17 protein-coding genes are annotated in these 16,291 nt (G+C 33.3%); 3 read left to right on the forward strand and 14 right to left on the reverse strand.

Features of this window, described 5'->3' with window-relative positions:
* Positions 1-12 precede the first annotated feature (12 nt).
* From DN393_RS16710 to DN393_RS16755, 10 genes are all read right to left on the reverse strand, one after another.
* Positions 13-462 (reverse strand): LPXTG cell wall anchor domain-containing protein, encoded by a 450-nt coding sequence (locus DN393_RS16710; RefSeq protein ID WP_064474464.1) that lies wholly within the window; start codon positions 460-462, stop codon positions 13-15.
* 326 nt (positions 463-788) lie between these two features.
* Positions 789-1,445: a YkyA family protein gene (locus DN393_RS16715; protein WP_064474463.1), complete on the reverse strand. Its 657-nt coding sequence runs from the start codon at positions 1,443-1,445 to the stop codon at positions 789-791.
* Between the two features lie 17 nt (positions 1,446-1,462).
* Positions 1,463-2,284, reverse strand: coding sequence for a peptidoglycan-N-acetylglucosamine deacetylase (locus tag DN393_RS16720; RefSeq protein WP_088047684.1), 822 nt, complete (start codon positions 2,282-2,284; stop codon positions 1,463-1,465).
* 83 nt (positions 2,285-2,367) lie between these two features.
* The gene (locus tag DN393_RS16725) at positions 2,368-4,230 is read right to left on the reverse strand and encodes an FtsX-like permease family protein (protein WP_064474461.1); all 1,863 of its coding nucleotides are present in this window, start codon (positions 4,228-4,230) and stop codon (positions 2,368-2,370) included.
* A gap of 630 nt (positions 4,231-4,860) precedes the next feature.
* Positions 4,861-5,622 (reverse strand): rod shape-determining protein MreC, encoded by a 762-nt coding sequence (gene mreC / locus DN393_RS16730; RefSeq protein WP_154131507.1) that lies wholly within the window; start codon positions 5,620-5,622, stop codon positions 4,861-4,863.
* 200 nt (positions 5,623-5,822) lie between these two features.
* Positions 5,823-6,188 (reverse strand): YxeA family protein, encoded by a 366-nt coding sequence (locus DN393_RS16735; RefSeq protein WP_064474459.1) that lies wholly within the window; start codon positions 6,186-6,188, stop codon positions 5,823-5,825.
* A gap of 112 nt (positions 6,189-6,300) precedes the next feature.
* Positions 6,301-7,809, reverse strand: a complete 1,509-nt coding sequence (locus DN393_RS16740) for a sensor histidine kinase (protein WP_064474458.1) — start codon at positions 7,807-7,809, stop codon at positions 6,301-6,303.
* Positions 7,793-8,494 carry a response regulator transcription factor gene (locus DN393_RS16745; protein ID WP_000033681.1) on the reverse strand — a complete coding sequence of 234 codons (702 nt, stop codon included), beginning with the start codon at positions 8,492-8,494 and terminating at the stop codon, positions 7,793-7,795. Before DN393_RS16745 ends, DN393_RS16740 begins: the two co-directional genes overlap by 17 nt.
* Before the next feature lie 28 nt (positions 8,495-8,522).
* Positions 8,523-9,137 carry a DedA family protein gene (locus tag DN393_RS16750; protein WP_000418951.1) on the reverse strand — a complete coding sequence of 205 codons (615 nt, stop codon included), beginning with the start codon at positions 9,135-9,137 and terminating at the stop codon, positions 8,523-8,525.
* Positions 9,137-9,715 (reverse strand): class I SAM-dependent methyltransferase, encoded by a 579-nt coding sequence (locus tag DN393_RS16755; protein WP_001176096.1) that lies wholly within the window; start codon positions 9,713-9,715, stop codon positions 9,137-9,139. The genes DN393_RS16750 and DN393_RS16755 overlap by 1 nt, the downstream gene beginning before the upstream one ends.
* Positions 9,716-10,023: 308 nt before the next feature.
* On the opposite strand from DN393_RS16755, the gene DN393_RS16760 reads away from it, so the two are divergent.
* Entirely contained in the window at positions 10,024-10,482 is a 459-nt protein-coding gene (locus DN393_RS16760; RefSeq protein ID WP_001064712.1) for a hypothetical protein, read from the forward strand.
* 67 nt (positions 10,483-10,549) lie between these two features.
* Here DN393_RS16760 and DN393_RS16765 read toward each other — a convergent pair whose 3' ends face one another.
* The gene (locus DN393_RS16765) at positions 10,550-12,499 is read right to left on the reverse strand and encodes an ABC transporter permease (RefSeq protein ID WP_149173694.1); all 1,950 of its coding nucleotides are present in this window, start codon (positions 12,497-12,499) and stop codon (positions 10,550-10,552) included.
* Positions 12,486-13,256 carry an ABC transporter ATP-binding protein gene (locus DN393_RS16770; RefSeq protein WP_000859659.1) on the reverse strand — a complete coding sequence of 257 codons (771 nt, stop codon included), beginning with the start codon at positions 13,254-13,256 and terminating at the stop codon, positions 12,486-12,488. The genes DN393_RS16765 and DN393_RS16770 overlap by 14 nt, the downstream gene beginning before the upstream one ends.
* A 306-nt stretch (positions 13,257-13,562) precedes the next feature.
* Here DN393_RS16770 and DN393_RS16775 point away from each other — a divergent pair, with 306 nt between their 5' ends.
* On the forward strand, positions 13,563-14,435 hold the full coding sequence (locus DN393_RS16775) for an AraC family transcriptional regulator (RefSeq protein ID WP_064474457.1): 873 nt from the start codon (positions 13,563-13,565) through the stop codon (positions 14,433-14,435).
* 42 nt (positions 14,436-14,477) lie between these two features.
* Here the strand turns inward: DN393_RS16775 and DN393_RS16780 are convergent, their stop codons facing one another.
* Both DN393_RS16780 and DN393_RS16785 read right to left on the reverse strand, forming a co-directional pair.
* Positions 14,478-15,116 carry an SdpI family protein gene (locus DN393_RS16780; RefSeq protein ID WP_064474456.1) on the reverse strand — a complete coding sequence of 213 codons (639 nt, stop codon included), beginning with the start codon at positions 15,114-15,116 and terminating at the stop codon, positions 14,478-14,480.
* Positions 15,113-15,385 carry an autorepressor SdpR family transcription factor gene (locus DN393_RS16785; RefSeq protein WP_001070536.1) on the reverse strand — a complete coding sequence of 91 codons (273 nt, stop codon included), beginning with the start codon at positions 15,383-15,385 and terminating at the stop codon, positions 15,113-15,115. Before DN393_RS16785 ends, DN393_RS16780 begins: the two co-directional genes overlap by 4 nt.
* A 209-nt stretch (positions 15,386-15,594) precedes the next feature.
* Between DN393_RS16785 and DN393_RS16790 the strand changes: the two genes are divergently transcribed.
* Positions 15,595-16,290, forward strand: a complete 696-nt coding sequence (locus DN393_RS16790) for a response regulator transcription factor (protein WP_000276736.1) — start codon at positions 15,595-15,597, stop codon at positions 16,288-16,290.
* Position 16,291: the final 1 nt, after the last annotated feature.

The raw sequence follows: 16,291 nt of genomic DNA on the forward strand, positions 1-16,291 counted from the left end.
TAATGCAAAATTTTATGCTTTAATCTTACGACGAGTAAATCCAAATACGGATCCTAATGCTACAAGGCACGCGCTTAGTATCATCATTATTACACTATTTGATGCTGTATTTGGTAGTTTTTCTCCTTTTACAGCTTGTTTCGCTACTTCTTTTTTCTCTACATCATTCTTTTGTTGGGCTTGAATCGCTGCTTTCTTTTTTTCTAATGCTTCTTTTTGTTGATCCTGAATCGCTACTTCTGCTTTTTCTAATGCTTTTTTTTCTTGATCCTGCATTGCTGCTTTCTTCTTCTCTAACGCCTCTTTTTGCCAAGCCTGAAATTCTGCTTCCTTTTTTTCTAACGCCTGTTCTTGCGCTTGTACTTCTTCCTTTGACATTGTTCCAGTAGATGCACTAGCTACCGATGAGTATCCTATTGATAAAAGTGCTATTGCACAAATTAGTAAAAATTTCTTTTTCATTTTTTCTCTCCCTATATACTTTTTTAAACACCACCTTGGGTGTATTTATAGAATAAACAAGCTATATAAATATAAGATGCAGATACGATATATTTCACTTAAAGATTCAATTAGTGTAATTAATCTCTATGTATAGATGTATTCCCTTGAAAAATAGTAGAGGAATTTCTTGATTTTTCCCTTAAGAATATTAAAAAGCCCCAAACTATAATAGTTTGAGACCCTTGAATTCTATATTCTATTTTTGAGTAAGAAACAAACTTTTATTTTTGATTTTTTCCTTTTGTACTTAATAAATAAGATTAAATGATATAGGAATAAAGTATTTACTTCTCATCTTTAATTTTAATTTTCGCTTGTTTATAAAAATCTAATTTCTCTTTGTTATATTCTTTTGTATATCCATTAAATTTCTCTTTTTCTCGTTGAATGTCCTCATTCATTTGATTTACACCTTTAATCTTTTCACTAATCTTTTTTAAGTTCGTTTCTTTTTCGCCTAAGCTTTTATATACTTCTCTTTCAAATCCCATTAATTTTTGATACGAATCATTTATCTTATTAAAAGATGAATAACGCTTTTTATAAATATCCTGTATGTTTTTTGCTTGTTTTTGAAGAGCAGCATCTTCCATTTTATCTATAGTTTTATGAACTGATTTTATTTCTTCCTGTGCTTTTTCAAAAGCTTCTTTTTCTTTGTTCCATACTTTTTCACGTTCGTCCATGCTTTTTGTAGCTTGCTCTATCTTCGGCATAATTGCTTGGTTACTATCTTTACCATCATTTATAATTTGATTGTATAACTCTTGACCTTGTTTTTCTAAACCCTCTAGTTTTTTCACATCTTCAGAAACCGCCTTTTCTTGCTTCGTTGCATTTTCAAATGCGACGTACAATTCTGCTTCTGGCTTTGCGCCAAAACACCCTGTCAATAAGCTTATAGATATAATTCCGGTAATCGTTAACGCTTTATAAGTCAATGTCAATTCCTCCTATGTTACATTCGTTTATCATGCATAAAGTTCAAGGGGAAATGATCATCTTCATGATATGCTTCAAATTCATACCCTTTTTCTTTTAAACCTTTAATAATAGCCGGTACTGCAGCGATAGATTGCGGATGAATATCGTGCATTAAAATAACTTCTTTGGGATTTGTCGCACTAGCAAGTACATTTTGAACAATTTTCGCTTTCGCAATATCAATTGGTATACTATTATATTCCCAATCTAATGAATCAATTGTCCAATCCCATACTCTAAGACCATTTTCTACAACTTTATTACGAAGTTCTTCGTGTAATCCTGGCTTTGAACCATATGGTGGGCGTGTTAGTTTTGGGGCATGTCCGAGAATACTAGCAATTAAGCCTTGATCCTCTTTCATTTCATCTACGTAGCCACCTTGGGCATATAATTTTCTATTATTGTGCGTCATACTATGCATACCAACATAGTGTCCTTCCGCTTCTTCTCGTTTTACTAAATCAGGGTATGATTTTACATTTTGACCGATTAGAAAAAATGTTGCTTTTGCATCATTTTCCTTTAATATGTCTAGTAACTGTGCCGTATATTTTCCTGGTCCGTCATCAAAAGTAAGATAGGCAATTTTCCTAGTTTGACCATTAAATTGCGTTGGTGCAACCTTATTCATCTCCACTTTTATTTGTTCATTTGCATTTTGAACTGGATTCTCTTGATTTGCTATCGCTTTTGCAGGTGAAGTTATCGCTTGAAATACAAAAAAAGCCCCTCCCACTACAACTATAGCTACCATCATTACAACTATATTCTTTACCTTTAACAGTTTCCCCATTTTATTAATTCCTTTCTACGTCCATTACTTACTTATACTAAAAATATTACTCTAGTTTTTTACCCCTTCCCCCGGCATCCATTCTATTTTTCCTTTGGAAGCACAATCCTCTTATATAATTGAACAGTGATCAAATAGTAGACACCGTAAATGATTAAAAATATACAAATCGGAAGTCCAATATTCACATATGGATTTACAAAAAACTTAACAAATGTAAATATATTCATTCCTACTAAAACGTGTATAAGACCCAATATGGCTGGAAATAAAAATACAATGCCTAATTCTTTATACATAGATTGTATAAGTAATTCTTTACGTACCCCAATTTTCCGAAGCATCTCATACCGCCCTATATCTTTCGTAGCTCCAGAAAGGATCTTAAACATTAAACAACTTGCCATCATAGCTAAAAAAGCAAGACCTAAAAAGAATCCCATAAAGGAAGTTCCTTTTGAAAAGGCAAGCATAGATTCATAATCATTATAGTTTGTTGGTAAATATACGTCTTCCTTAGGCTTATTAATAGCGGCGGCTATTTTTTCGATTTGACGATTATCCATCTCTTTTAGCTCTGTCTTATACCGTAAAATATTATCGATTTTAGCAATAAAAAACGTATGCTCATTACCTTGAATTGCTTTATACCGGTTTTCGTCGACGATATAGACAGGTTTACGATTATATACAGTAATATTCGATCTAAAATCACTATCCATACTCTTATCCCAATTCAGTGGTAACGTAGAACTAGATGGATCAACTTCCTCTCCCTTAAACATCCTATAGCTCGAAGATGGAAGTTGTTCAGTAATATGTATTGTCTCTTTCTTTCCAAACAACAGTGGCGGATTCTCTAATAATTCTTCTTTTAAATAGTAAACAGCCTCATTATTAACTTTATATTTATATTGTTTTTTATCTACAATTTTCATTTTTTCCATAGCTTTATAATCCGCTGCTTCTGGATCATGAATTGTAATATCATACCCTGACATTCTTTCTGCTGTAAGGATTACGTTTTTCTGTAAAGACATGCCACCAGCCATTGCCCCCACACCAAGACCAATTAACATCGTTACCGTTCCTAATATTTTCGCCAAACTACTTACACGGAACTGCAATTGTGCAAATGTAAATGCATTTAATTTCTTCTCATTTAAATAGCGCGTTTTCTTTAGCCTATTAACAATCATAGGTAAGAACGAAATAAATATAAGATATGTCCCAATTGTAATCGTGAATAATGGAAGCATAATGGCGCCAGCACCTTTTATTCCTACGAAGATTACGAAATAATATCCTACACCTAGTCCTAGCAAACTACATAAAAGTAACAATATCGTGGCTGGTCCTTTCATTCGTATGCGCTCCGTTTGCTGCTCTGTACGAATTAAATCTAGTTCTGTTTTAAGTGCTATACGAATGGCATTTACAACGGATGTAAGCAGAAATAACGCACTAAAGAATATAAATGTTATTTTGAATGCAGGAACATAAAATGCTTGATAACCTTCCGTTGAAATTTCCAATTGTTTCGTTAAAAATTTGCTAACAAAATTAGAAAGAATAGCTCCGAATACACTACCTAATGCTAGTGAAATCATTCCCATAGACAATGTCTCAAAGAATAAAAGTTGGCTGATTTTACTCTTTTTGGCCCCTAAAACAAGATACATGCCAAGTTCTTTCCGCCGGAGTGAAAGTAGAAAAGAGTTTGCATAAAAAATATAAAAGAATGTAATAAATGCTACCAAAACAGAGCCTATTTGAAATACAAATACAATTGAACCAATAATACTGTTATTCATTGTAAACTCTTTATTTAGCGCAAGCGTTTGAAACATATAAAAAATAGAAATTGAGATGACAAGGCCTATTAGTAAAACGATGTAATCCTTTATCATTTTTTTCATACTAGAAATAGAAAGTTTTAATAACACACTCTACACCCACGCTTCTCTACAGTGTGGTGTACTACATTCATCTTTTTACTATACCCTCTTTGTACAACGTTCTCTTCAAATATTAAATTTTTCATATTGCCTCCTGTCATTTGGCTAGTGCTGCGATCATGCTATTTTCATAGCCACTAACTATCATTTTATCTTTTCCCTACAAACAGCAATATTGATTCCTCTTACATTTTTGTAATGTACACTCCCGAAAAAAAACATTACAATATGCAAATCAAACATTTTATAATCCGATTCATATACCTTTTGACATCAATATTCTCACGCTCAAATAATATATTTACACATATAAAGTCGAAGGATATTATATAGGTTTTCTAGCCTATTTAAGAGGTTATATAAATAATTAATATTAAAAATGTACAAAAAAAAGCCCCACTGTAATACTTAATAACTTTGCACTTATCATCAGTTTACCTCTTCATTATAATTGTCCGAGATAAAGATAAGATAAAGATAAAATAAAAACATTATAAATATATAACCATATATTATTAAATTTAGTACTGTTTTACTTTTCCTTATCCCTCTTACTCTTTATTTTACGTTCATTCTCTTCGTTTCTAATTCACCTCTCAAAGGCACTACATAAAACTATTATTTAGGTTCTATTAAAATTACATCTTCTAAATCATATAAATTCGCCTTTGGTTTTGCATAAATAATATAAGCAAGACCATATTGATCCGGTTCTTGCTCTATCACCTCTGCTACTTCAAGGCCAGGTGGTATTTTCTGACTCAGTTCAGAGGTAATAATACTATCACCTATTTTTATTTCTTTCGCTTTATCTGATGGAATATTATCAATTCGAAGAGCCTGTTTTTTCTTATCATACCCTGTAACAAATCCTAAAATGGATGAATTATTTTGAAGGGTGATTGCTAAACGATTCGTTCGTTCATCATTCGTAATTAATTTCACAACAGATGTATATTGATCTACACTCTCTACCTTTCCGATAAAACCTTCCACTGTAATAACAGCCATATCAACCTTTACACCATGTTGTGCACCTCTATCAATAGTGACTTCTCCATACCACTCTTCTGCTACACGAGTTACTACTGTAGCTTGAATTAAATTGTATTTTCCTTGTTCCTTTAATTCTTTCGTTTTGTTGATAAGTTTAGTAAGGTTTTCTTTCTCCTCACTTAATATTTGTACTTTACTCTTTAACGATTCTTGATGTTCAATTTTCCCTTTCAATACCTGATTCTCTCTATATACTTTATAGATGTCTTCTATATTATGAACAATATTTTGGACATGCTTATTATTTGCACATACATACACCATCAATAAAGCCAAAAGAATAATTGAAAGAAATAATAATATTTTCTTCTTAGAAACCTGCATAATTATCCTGCTACTCCCTACTATTTTTTATCTACATACTATAGAATACTAGTCATTGTACACAGAAGAAATGCAGTTTAAATAAAGTTAAGATAAACTTTATCTTCTTTATAAAAAATTTAGAACTTATCATATACTGCTACAATCTTCGAAGCTTGCTCGTTATCTTATCCATGGAATGCCACTTATAATTTCTATAACTAATTATGTTGTATTTGTACTTTCTCTTTTACTTTCTTAGGTATTTCATCTATTTGTACTTCTTCCCATTCCATACCATAACTTCCTTTAGATCTAATCTTTAAATATGCTCCTATTCTTAAATGTTTTGAAGCAGTCATCGCAATCTTTTGCTCTTGACCAGATTCATTATATCCTTTGAATTTATATTCCCATCTAGCAAAACCTTTGTTTTCAGCTCCATATTTACCATCATTATCAACAACAGCATAATAAATATCTTCTTTAATAAATGGATTGAGTTGATCTACAATCGGTCCCCCCTTTCCTATAAGTAATGTAACTCCAACTATAATTAATACGATAAACGCACTTATTTTTTTCATGAAACTTTCTATTCTCCTCTTCTCAGATATTTCCACTTAAAGGACTTCCTCTAAATCCATCGCGACGCTATTACGTATTAAAATGTAACCAAATTTCCTAGTGCTCTTCTAATTAAATTGGCAATAAGATAATAAATTGAATAACCCCATTTTCATATTCTGCTCGAATTTCTCCTTTGTGCAATTCAACAATGCTTTTTGCAATTGCAAGCCCCAAACCTGAACCTTCTACAGCTCTACTTCTCGATTGATCTTTTTTATAAAAACGCTCAAACAAATTCTCTAATTCTATTTTTGTAAATTCTTCACTATGATTCGCTATAGAAATTTTGATATGCTGTTCTTCTCTTTGAAGTAAAACCCGAATTTCTGCTTTATCTATACTGTATTTAATTGCATTTATTAAAAGATTTTCAAACACACGTACCATTTTTTCTGAGTCCACAACAGCATATATACGACCTTCTTGAAATTCTTTTACAAAAGAAATATTATGCTCCTCCGCTTGTGGTACTAACTCTTCTATTAATTGATCAAGTAGTTCATTTATACACACTTCTTGCGAATCTAACGCCATATTTTCATCTGTTAGTTTTGTATACTCAAACAAATCTTCTATTAACATCTTCAACTGCTCTGATTTTGAAAAGGCAATTTTTATATACTCATCATGCTGTTCTTTATTTTCATATTTCGCATCACCTAGTAAACGTAAATACCCCATAATAGAAGTAAGTGGTGTTCTTAAATCATGTGATACATTTGTAATCAATTCACTTTTTTGCTTCTCTATTTGTTTTTCCTTTTCTATATTAGCCAAAAGCTTTTCTGCCATTTGATTAATATTAGAAGTTAATAAACCTATTTCATCTTGACCTGCCTGTTTGATTTTATATTGTAAATTACCTTTCGAAAACTCCCTTACTCCTTCTGCCATCGCTTCAATCTGATTCATCTTCCTTTTCGTTATATAAAAGAAAGATAGTATAAAAGTGATAAAACCTAGTAAAGATGGAAATGGGCTGCTATCATTCACTATATACTTCACATTTCCTTGTGGTATACCACTTGCAATGATATACATATTTTCCGTATTAACAGTAACCGGATAAAAAGTTGTAAACTCCTTACGCTTTTGTTCAGTTCCATCTTGAATTAAATTTTGCGCCTCTACATATCGTACTTGATCCATTTTAAAATCCATCACATTACGCATCGTCTCATGAAGATTGATTTGTTCTTCCGGCGCTCCCTTTGTTTTATAAACGACTTTCCCATTCTCATCTATTATTAAAATCTTCAGTTGATTTTGGTGATTCAATTGATCAAGCAATTCTTGTATATTAATTTCCTTACCTTCCTCGGTTATACTTTCAACAAGCCTTTGTGTCTGTCCATCAATGGCTTCCATACCTGATGCATAATCAATGATAGAAATTTTATTCGCATCCTCGAAAAAAGAAGATGAAGACCATCCTACTAATACCCCGAGTAACGTACAAAAAGTAAATGTAGCCATTAGCTGTATCCGTATGCTCTTTTCCAAATAACTCACTATTTTACCTATCATTTTTTTAAAAACTTGATTCATCCATATTATCGGTTCAAATATCTTTCTCAATCTTATAGCCAACTCCCCATACCGTTTTAATGTACCGAGGCTTCCTTGGAATCGCCTCTATCTTTTCACGTATTTTCCGAATATGTACCATCACAGTATTATCGGATTGGAAAGCTTGCTCTTTCCATACTCTTTCATAAATTTGTGCTGCATTTAATACCATTCCTTGATTTCGTGCAAGCAATTCTAATACCTCAAACTCTCTCGGTGTCAATTTCGCCTCTTTATTTGCAATAATGACCTGCCGTGTTACTATATTAATTTTCATATCTCCAATTTCTATTTCATTTTCATCCTGTACACTTGTCCCGCTCATTTTCATATATCTCCGAAGTTGTGATTTAATACGAGCAATGAGTTCCAGTGGATTAAATGGTTTGGCTACGTAATCATCTGCCCCAGTTGTTAATCCTAAAATCTTGTCCATATCTTGCGTTTTTGCCGAAAGCATAATAATAGGCATTTCCGCTATTTCTCTCACTTTCATACACATATGAATACCATCTATTTTCGGCATCATAATATCAAGGACGATTAGATGCACGTCTCTTTTCTTTACTATTTCTAAACCCTCTTCACCATCTCCAGCTTGTAATACTTCGTAACCTTCATTCTTCAAATAGATAGTGATAAGTTTTCTAATTTCCTTCTCATCGTCCACGATAAGTATCGTTCCTTTACTCACAAAATCTCCTCCAGCATCATTTACCAAACTATGAATGTTGCTTTATTTCACTCACTACTGCATTCCTCTTTTGAATGTACACATAAGAAATGATAGTAATGATCATAATGCCCCCGCCTAAATACATCCCATATTTCGTCGCAAGTGCTACAATCGTTTCTATCTGTTTTCCGAATAGAGAGCCCAGCATAAAATAAGCTAGCGTCCAAACAAGTCCTGCCATATAGGAATACAATGCATACGTTTTAAATGACATATTATTCATTCCAACCAAATACGGTACGATATGTCTCACAACGGGGATAAAATAACTTATTACTAATGCATAATGACCATATTTCCCTACTATTTCTTGTGATTTTAAAAGGTACTTTGCCTTTTTCTTTTTCATCAATTTATTAAGCACTTTTATGCCAAATATTTTCCCTAGTATATACCCTAAAGAAAGACCTGATACAACACCTAAATACGTTAATAAAAAGGCTGGAATCATACTTAATATCCCCATTGATGATACAAATCCACCGCTCATGACAATCATTTCATCTGGAATCGGCATACCGATAATACCAAGCCATAAACAAAAAAATAGTGCCCAATAACCATACTGCTCAATGTATGACATTAATTCATGTAACTCCATTATGCATATGCTCTCCTTAGCTCTTTTCTACAACTAAAGACGTAAGCTGGTGGGAAATTAAGCCACACCTTTTCTAGTGTAATTTCAGGAAAGAAATTCTGTATAAATCCTTTTTTCACAAGTGAATATTGAAATGTAATAAATTCCCCGTTCTCATGTATCGTTTCCATTACACTGTTTAAAATGCGCTTTGAAACCTCTTCTCGTAAAGAAGTGAAAGGCAATCCTGATAAGACGTAATCAATACATTCTATATTTAATTGTTCCATATACTTCTTTATATTTTCAGCTGAACCGTGTATAACAATCACGTTCTGCTCATCTTTAAATTTTCTCTTTAACTCTTTAAAAAATACTTCATTAATTTCAACAAGAAGAAATATTGTCTCCTTCTTCTTTCTCTTCATAATCTCTTTCGTAAAAGCTCCTGTACCAGGCCCTAGCTCTACAATACATTTCGCTCTATTAAAATCAATTACATCTACCATTTTCCTTGCTAATATTTTTGAGCTCGGTACAACCGCACCAATATGTTTCGGATGTTTTATAAATTCAGTTAAGAATGTTATGAGCTGCATATACTCTCTCTCCATTCGTTCAATAGTTTTTAACTTGTGTTTAAGTATAACTATCGTTTCTTAACAAATATTGAGAAGATTTCTTAAGATTTTATGAAGATGAAGGAAATTTTCATCTTTACTATAAACAAACATAAAAAATTGAATTCCAAAGATAAGCGAATCAAACATATACAAATAAGTCAGCTTGTTTATTTACCATGAATGATCATGATCCTACTCCGATTTTGTATAGCGAAGTTACTATTTTTATGTTAAAATCCTCTAAGATATTTGGAATTAGTATAGAAATCATTTTTGGAGGCTTTATGAATAATCAAAACGATAATAAATCAAATGCATTATTTGCAGCTATACAAATAGTGCTACCACTTTTATTACCTATTCTTGTCCCTACCTTTTTAATAGTGGGAATGAAAAAGTGGATGCCCGATGAAGTTAAGTATCCAAGCATAATATCATTGTTCGCATTATGTATGGGATTTTTCATAGTAGGAATTCTCTTCTCTATTGTTTTACGTTTATGTAAATTATCTGAGGAAAAATTAAAGGAATTAGGATTTTTAGGATTTACACTTTCGGCTGTTAGCACATTTTTAAGTTTTTATGTAGGTTACTTTTGGTTGGCAGACCTTAACTTCACATCAGTTGAATTATCACCTCATGCCGTATTAATTTTCGCTATTTTATGTACCTTGCTATTGGAAGGTATTTTTAAAGTAATGGACATGTTTGATAGTTCGGACGAAAATAAAGCTCACGTATAGACAAAAAAAGCATCCGACTAACATGTTAGTCGGATGCTTTTTTACTAAGATAAAAACAACTCTTGCATTACTTCGTACTCACAATCTTATAATAAGAACGAACTGTTAAGAAGTAATATCCGATATAAATAACGCTATATACTCCGATACTAATTAGAAGCGGAACCATAATTTCAAATGGTAGTATGTTTCCTAAACCTTTTAATGCAAACAAACTGTGTAGAATTCCGATTACTAGTGGAATTGCAAAGATAAAGCTCACTTGTTTTGCAATAGCTTTCTTCATCTCTTGTTTCGTTACACCAACTTTATGAAGGACAATGTAACGATCACGGTCAGCACTTGCTTCTGTAAGCTGCTTGAAGTAAATAATGGAGCCTGTCGCTAATAGGAAGACTAAGCCTAAGAATAGTCCGATGAACATCATTAGTCCAGTTGCTTCAAGTCCCATATGGAAACCAGTGTAGAAGTCTCTAAATGGTGGTGCCATTTCTGATTCACCAGCTGGCATCACTTTTGTTAATTTTTCTGTTAATACTTTACTGTTTCTTTCATCTTTTACATCAATATTTTTTACAACACGTGTTCCAAATGCTTGCTTCGCTTGTTCATACATTTCATCTGGAACGACAACAACTAATTCACCTAAGTTCGTAATTGCAGTATTATTTACACCTTGGATCGTCAATGTCTTCGTTTCATTTCCAATTTGGAATACCGCTTTATTTCCTTTATATTCAGGGCTAAACTCATACCCTTCCATATAAGAACTATCATATATAAATGCTTCGCCAGTAGCTACATTCACTGTTTCCGCATCAATTTTTTTCGCAATTTTGTTGAATTCAGATTGAGATATAAACTGATATTTCTCTGAAATCGTGTAATTCATATTAAGAATGAAATCAACTTTATCTCCTTCGAATTTCCCTTTGACAGGAACCGTTTCAATTTCAAATTGATCTTTAACAGGGTGATCCTGCTTCTCCTCCACAAGAATTGCATTTACTTTCTTATCCAATTCTGCATCTTTTTTCTCATAAGAGTAACTGTATGGCATGGATGTTTTTGATTGCGTAAATGTGTTGTAATACATCGTAACTGACGTACCAACAGCTGTTAATGTTACTGCACTTAAAATAGAAATTGTCGCAAGTGACTTTGCATTTCCTTTAATACGGTATAGTAACTGTGAAGTCGTTATCATATTCATACCATTATAAAACGCTGACTTATTATTTCTTGCACGTTTCAATACGAATACTGTAAAGAACATAAATAGTAAATACGTACCTAATACTGTTGCAAGTAATATATAAAGTGCAACTACCATAAAGTTTGCATACATAACTGCCTTCATAAACATTAACGCTAAGAAATAACCTGAGCCGATTAAGAAAACTGAAATTAACGCCATAATGACAGATCCTTTTGGCATTGCCTCTCCTTCACGTTCTGCGCGGAAAAGTTCAATTAACTTAAATCGATAAATTAAACGATATCCTTGAAGTGATGTATACAAAATAATTACAAAGAAAATAATTGCTGTATCAATAACTGCAGCCATCGGTACTTCAAAATGAACGTTTAAGTTTATTCCCATCATATTTATTAGTAGTTCAAGGAATAGTTTTGAAAGAACGCTACCGATCGCAATACCGATTACTAATGACATTAATCCCATTAACATATTTTCATAAAAGAGCATTTTACCTATTTGTCTTTTTCGAATACCTAATAAGGAATATAGCCCAACTTCTTTTTTACGCTTCCGTGTAAAGAAACCGTTTGAATATATAATGAACACTGCCACGAAAATAATAAGCATCACACTTGAAACTTGAAATGCTCCGCTAATTTTTTTAGAAGCTTCCGCAGCTTTTTCCATTTGTGAATTATACTGCAACGCCTTAAATGTAAAATAAATGACGATACTAAAAATCATAGATGCAAAATATACAAAGTAGTCTTTAAAGTTCCGCTGTATGTTGCGGAGGGCAATGCTAGATAAGGTCATCAGCCATACCTCCAGAAATGGAAGACATTACGTCAACGACTTTTTGGAAGAACTGTTTACGTGTTGATTCACCCCGGTGCAATTCTTTATATAACTCACCATCTTTAATGAAAATAACTCGTTTACAATAACTTGCGGCAAACGCATCGTGTGTTACCATTAAAATTGTAGAGTTATCATATTCATTTAACGACTTCATGCTTTCTAATAAATCTGTCGCTGATTTAGAATCAAGTGCTCCCGTCGGCTCGTCACCAAATATCATACTAGGACTTGTAACAATCGCACGCGATGCTGCGCAGCGCTGCTTCTGTCCACCCGACACTTGATATGGGAACTGACTTAAAATATGATCAATACCAAATTTCTTTGAGATTTCAAGAACGCGGCGATCAATTTCACTCGCTTTCACCTTTGATAACGCAAGAGGTAACGCAATGTTCTCTTTTACCGTTAACGTATCTAATAAATTATAATCTTGGAAAATGAACCCTAAATGATCACGGCGGAATAACGCTAACTTATCATCGTTCATCTTCACGATATCTTTTCCATCAATTAAAATTTCACCGTTCGTCGCATTATCAATTGTAGAAAGAACGTTTAGTAGCGTCGTCTTACCCGAACCAGAAGGTCCCATAATTCCAACGAACTCACCTTCTTTTACTTGTAAGTTAATACCTTTTAACGCTGCAAATTTATTACCACCCGTGTCATACACTTTTTCAATATTTTTTGCTTCTAACACTGTTTTCATCTCGACATCCCTCATTTCTTCTATTCTCTATTTTCAACTATATACACTCTCTACTCTTGCCACTATCGATGTTTCTTACACAAACATGACAGTTATGTAAGACGCATAAGTAAAGATATAAAAATTTAACCTACTGAACAAAAGTACTTTGTTACTATAACATTGGGATATCATACCATCCATTCATTCTCCTTACAGGAACATTACAATTTTGTAAGGTTAAAAATGTACCCTACAAAATTGTGCATGAAATGTCGGATGGAGCTATTTTGTTCCTGCTATTCTATTTAACAAGGAGGTCATCGTATGGATTCACTTAAAAACATGAATGCAGCAATGCAGTATATTGAAAACACCCTAACAGATGAAATTGATTTTAAAGAAGTCGCAAAAATAGCTTACTGCTCTGAATATCATTTCAAAAGAATGTTTTCTTTCCTAGCTGGCATATCACTGTCAGAATATATTCGCTGTAGACGTCTTACTCTTGCTGCTTTTGAACTAAAAAACAGCGATGCAAAAGTCATTGATGTCGCTATAAAATATGGGTACAACTCACCAGACTCTTTTGCACGTGCCTTTCAAAACTTGCACGGCATAACGCCTTCAGAGGCCCGAAATAGTAGTCATTCTTTGAAAGCTTATTCACCAATGACCTTCCAGTTATCGATTCAAGGAGGAAACGAAATGAACTATCGAATTGAAAAAAAAGAACCATTTCGAATTATTGGTATTACAAAACGCGTACCGATTGTATTTAACGGTGTAAATGAAGAAATTGCTTCTATGTGGAAAAGTTTAAATCCAGAGTCCATTCAAACGTTAAAGTCCCTTTCAAACATGGAACCGAATGGAATCATTAGTGCTTCTACTAACTTTTCTGAAGGAAGAATGGAGGAAAAGGGAGAACTCGATCACTACATTGGAGTAGCCTCAACGAAAGATTGTCCAGAGCAATTCGCACAACTTGAAGTCGCAGCTTCAACGTGGGCCGTATTTGAAGCTGTCGGTCCATTTCCTGAAACATTACAAAATGTATGGGGACGCATTTATTCCGAATGGTTTCCTTCCTCAAACTATGAACTAGCGGAAGGACCAGAAATATTGTGGAATGAACAGAAAGATACATCCTCTCCAAACTTTAAAAGTGCAATTTGGATACCGGTTTTGAAGAAATAAAAAATAAAGCTGCTCCTCCTTAAAAGGAAAAGCAGCTTTTATTTATATTTTTAGTTCTTTTTTATAAGCGACGTAGGAATATCCCATTGTTAATCCTACTGCACCGATAATAATGCCAATGATTAGGAAAGCTTTCCACTCTACCGGTGCAACAATACTTAAAATCATAATAACTCCTAATACAACAAACACCTTTCCGCTAAAACGGTGCGTTTTTCTCCATACTTCTTCGTTACTTAACGTCCACGGTGTTTTTATACCTACAAAGTAGTTTGGTTTACATTGTGGTAAATAATTGCCGATGACTATAAATAAAAGACCAACAAGAATATGCGGTGTACTATTCATTGGAATGTCATAACCTAATCCAGCCCCAATTCCAATGATATTTACTAAAAATAATAAGATTAATACGCTATAATTTATTACATTATATCCTTTAGAAAACTTATCATAGTTTTTATGCTTCGGATCTATCTTAGGCAATACGGTTAATAAAGCATATATAAAAACCATAATTGCTACATCAAAAATCATCCCTCCCATTTTAGACATATGTCCATCTACCTCCCCAGCAACATTCCAATGGCTCGGAACTTCACCTGGTAAATGCGGCCACGCGACACACCATGCAATAATCGTTAAAGCAATTAATAGTAACGGAAATATATGCTTCCTCATTTCCCCTCTTCCCCCTTATTCGTAAATGTAAACACCCACGTTAATAAATCTTGAAAGACAGTTGTGTTTAAAGAGTACACAACAAATTGACCTTTCTTTTCATCTTGAATAAGTTCAGCATTTTTCAGTGCGTTTAAGTGGTGTGAAATACTTGGTTTTGTCATATTAAATTGTTCAGCAATCTCACCAGCGGTTAGATCGCCTTCTTTTAATAAGTCTAAAATTTTTCGCCTTGTTGGATCTGCTAATGCTTTGAATGCTTGATTCAATGTCTTTCTTCCTTTCACTAATTAGACATTTAGATATTTATCTAAATGTTAAAATGATTTCAGTTAATTGTCAATTATATACGAGGCCTTTTTTACTTTTTCCGCTTTTGACCTATACTGTTTACTAGCTTATCTTTCAACATAATGAAAAGACTTGAAACACATGATACACTATAGCTACAATTGTTTTTTTGAGGAGGAATATACATATGTATAAAATTTTAATCGTTGAAGACGATCCAAATATTTCATCATTACTGCAATCTCACATTCAGAAGTACGGTTATGAGGCTGTGGTAGCGGAGAATTTCGATGATATTATGGAATCGTTTAACGCAGTGAAACCACACCTTGTTTTACTTGATGTAAACTTACCGAAATTCGATGGTTTCTACTGGTGCCGTCAAATTCGTCATGAATCTACTTGTCCAATTATTTTCATTTCAGCTCGTGCTGGTGAGATGGAACAAATTATGGCGATTGAAAGCGGTGCGGATGATTATATTACAAAACCATTCCACTATGACGTTGTAATGGCGAAAATTAAAGGTCAATTACGCCGTATTTACGGTGATTATGCCCCAAATATTTCTGAACGTATCGTTGAAGTAGAAGGACTAAAATTATTCCCGGAACGTCCAGAAATTCATTTCGGTGCTGAGCAAGTTCTTTTAACGAAAAAAGAAGCTATTTTAGCAGAAATGTTATTATCTAAATTCCCTCGTACAGCGAGCCGTGAAGATTTATTAGCTGCCCTATGGGATGACGAAAGCTTCGTTGAAGAAAATACATTAAACGTAAACATTACGCGTCTTCGTAAAAAGTTCAATGAGCTTGGTATTGAAAATGCTATTGAAACAGTACGTGGACTTGGGTATCGTTTTAACGCAACTTGGAGTGAATAAG

This window comes from Bacillus sp. BPN334, assembly GCF_008368885.1.
In the GTDB taxonomy this organism is placed as follows: Bacteria; Bacillota; Bacilli; order Bacillales; family Bacillaceae_G; genus Bacillus_A; species Bacillus_A wiedmannii.

Excerpts from the sequence above, each read along its gene's own strand:
- DN393_RS16750 (WP_000418951.1), bottom strand. The coding sequence starts at position 9,137 with ATGGAGTTACATGAATTAATGTCATACATTGAGCAGTATGGTTATTGG.
- DN393_RS16790 (WP_000276736.1), top strand. The coding sequence starts at position 15,595 with ATGTATAAAATTTTAATCGTTGAAGACGATCCAAATATTTCATCATTA.
- mreC (WP_154131507.1), bottom strand. The coding sequence starts at position 5,622 with ATGCAGGTTTCTAAGAAGAAAATATTATTATTTCTTTCAATTATTCTT.
- DN393_RS16775 (WP_064474457.1), top strand. The coding sequence starts at position 13,563 with ATGGATTCACTTAAAAACATGAATGCAGCAATGCAGTATATTGAAAAC.
- DN393_RS16755 (WP_001176096.1), bottom strand. The coding sequence starts at position 9,715 with ATGCAGCTCATAACATTCTTAACTGAATTTATAAAACATCCGAAACAT.
- DN393_RS16780 (WP_064474456.1), bottom strand. The coding sequence starts at position 15,116 with ATGAGGAAGCATATATTTCCGTTACTATTAATTGCTTTAACGATTATT.
- DN393_RS16765 (WP_149173694.1), bottom strand. The coding sequence starts at position 12,499 with ATGACCTTATCTAGCATTGCCCTCCGCAACATACAGCGGAACTTTAAA.
- DN393_RS16720 (WP_088047684.1), bottom strand. The coding sequence starts at position 2,284 with ATGGGGAAACTGTTAAAGGTAAAGAATATAGTTGTAATGATGGTAGCT.
- DN393_RS16760 (WP_001064712.1), top strand. The coding sequence starts at position 10,024 with ATGAATAATCAAAACGATAATAAATCAAATGCATTATTTGCAGCTATA.
- DN393_RS16735 (WP_064474459.1), bottom strand. The coding sequence starts at position 6,188 with ATGAAAAAAATAAGTGCGTTTATCGTATTAATTATAGTTGGAGTTACA.
- DN393_RS16770 (WP_000859659.1), bottom strand. The coding sequence starts at position 13,256 with ATGAAAACAGTGTTAGAAGCAAAAAATATTGAAAAAGTGTATGACACG.
- DN393_RS16710 (WP_064474464.1), bottom strand. The coding sequence starts at position 462 with ATGAAAAAGAAATTTTTACTAATTTGTGCAATAGCACTTTTATCAATA.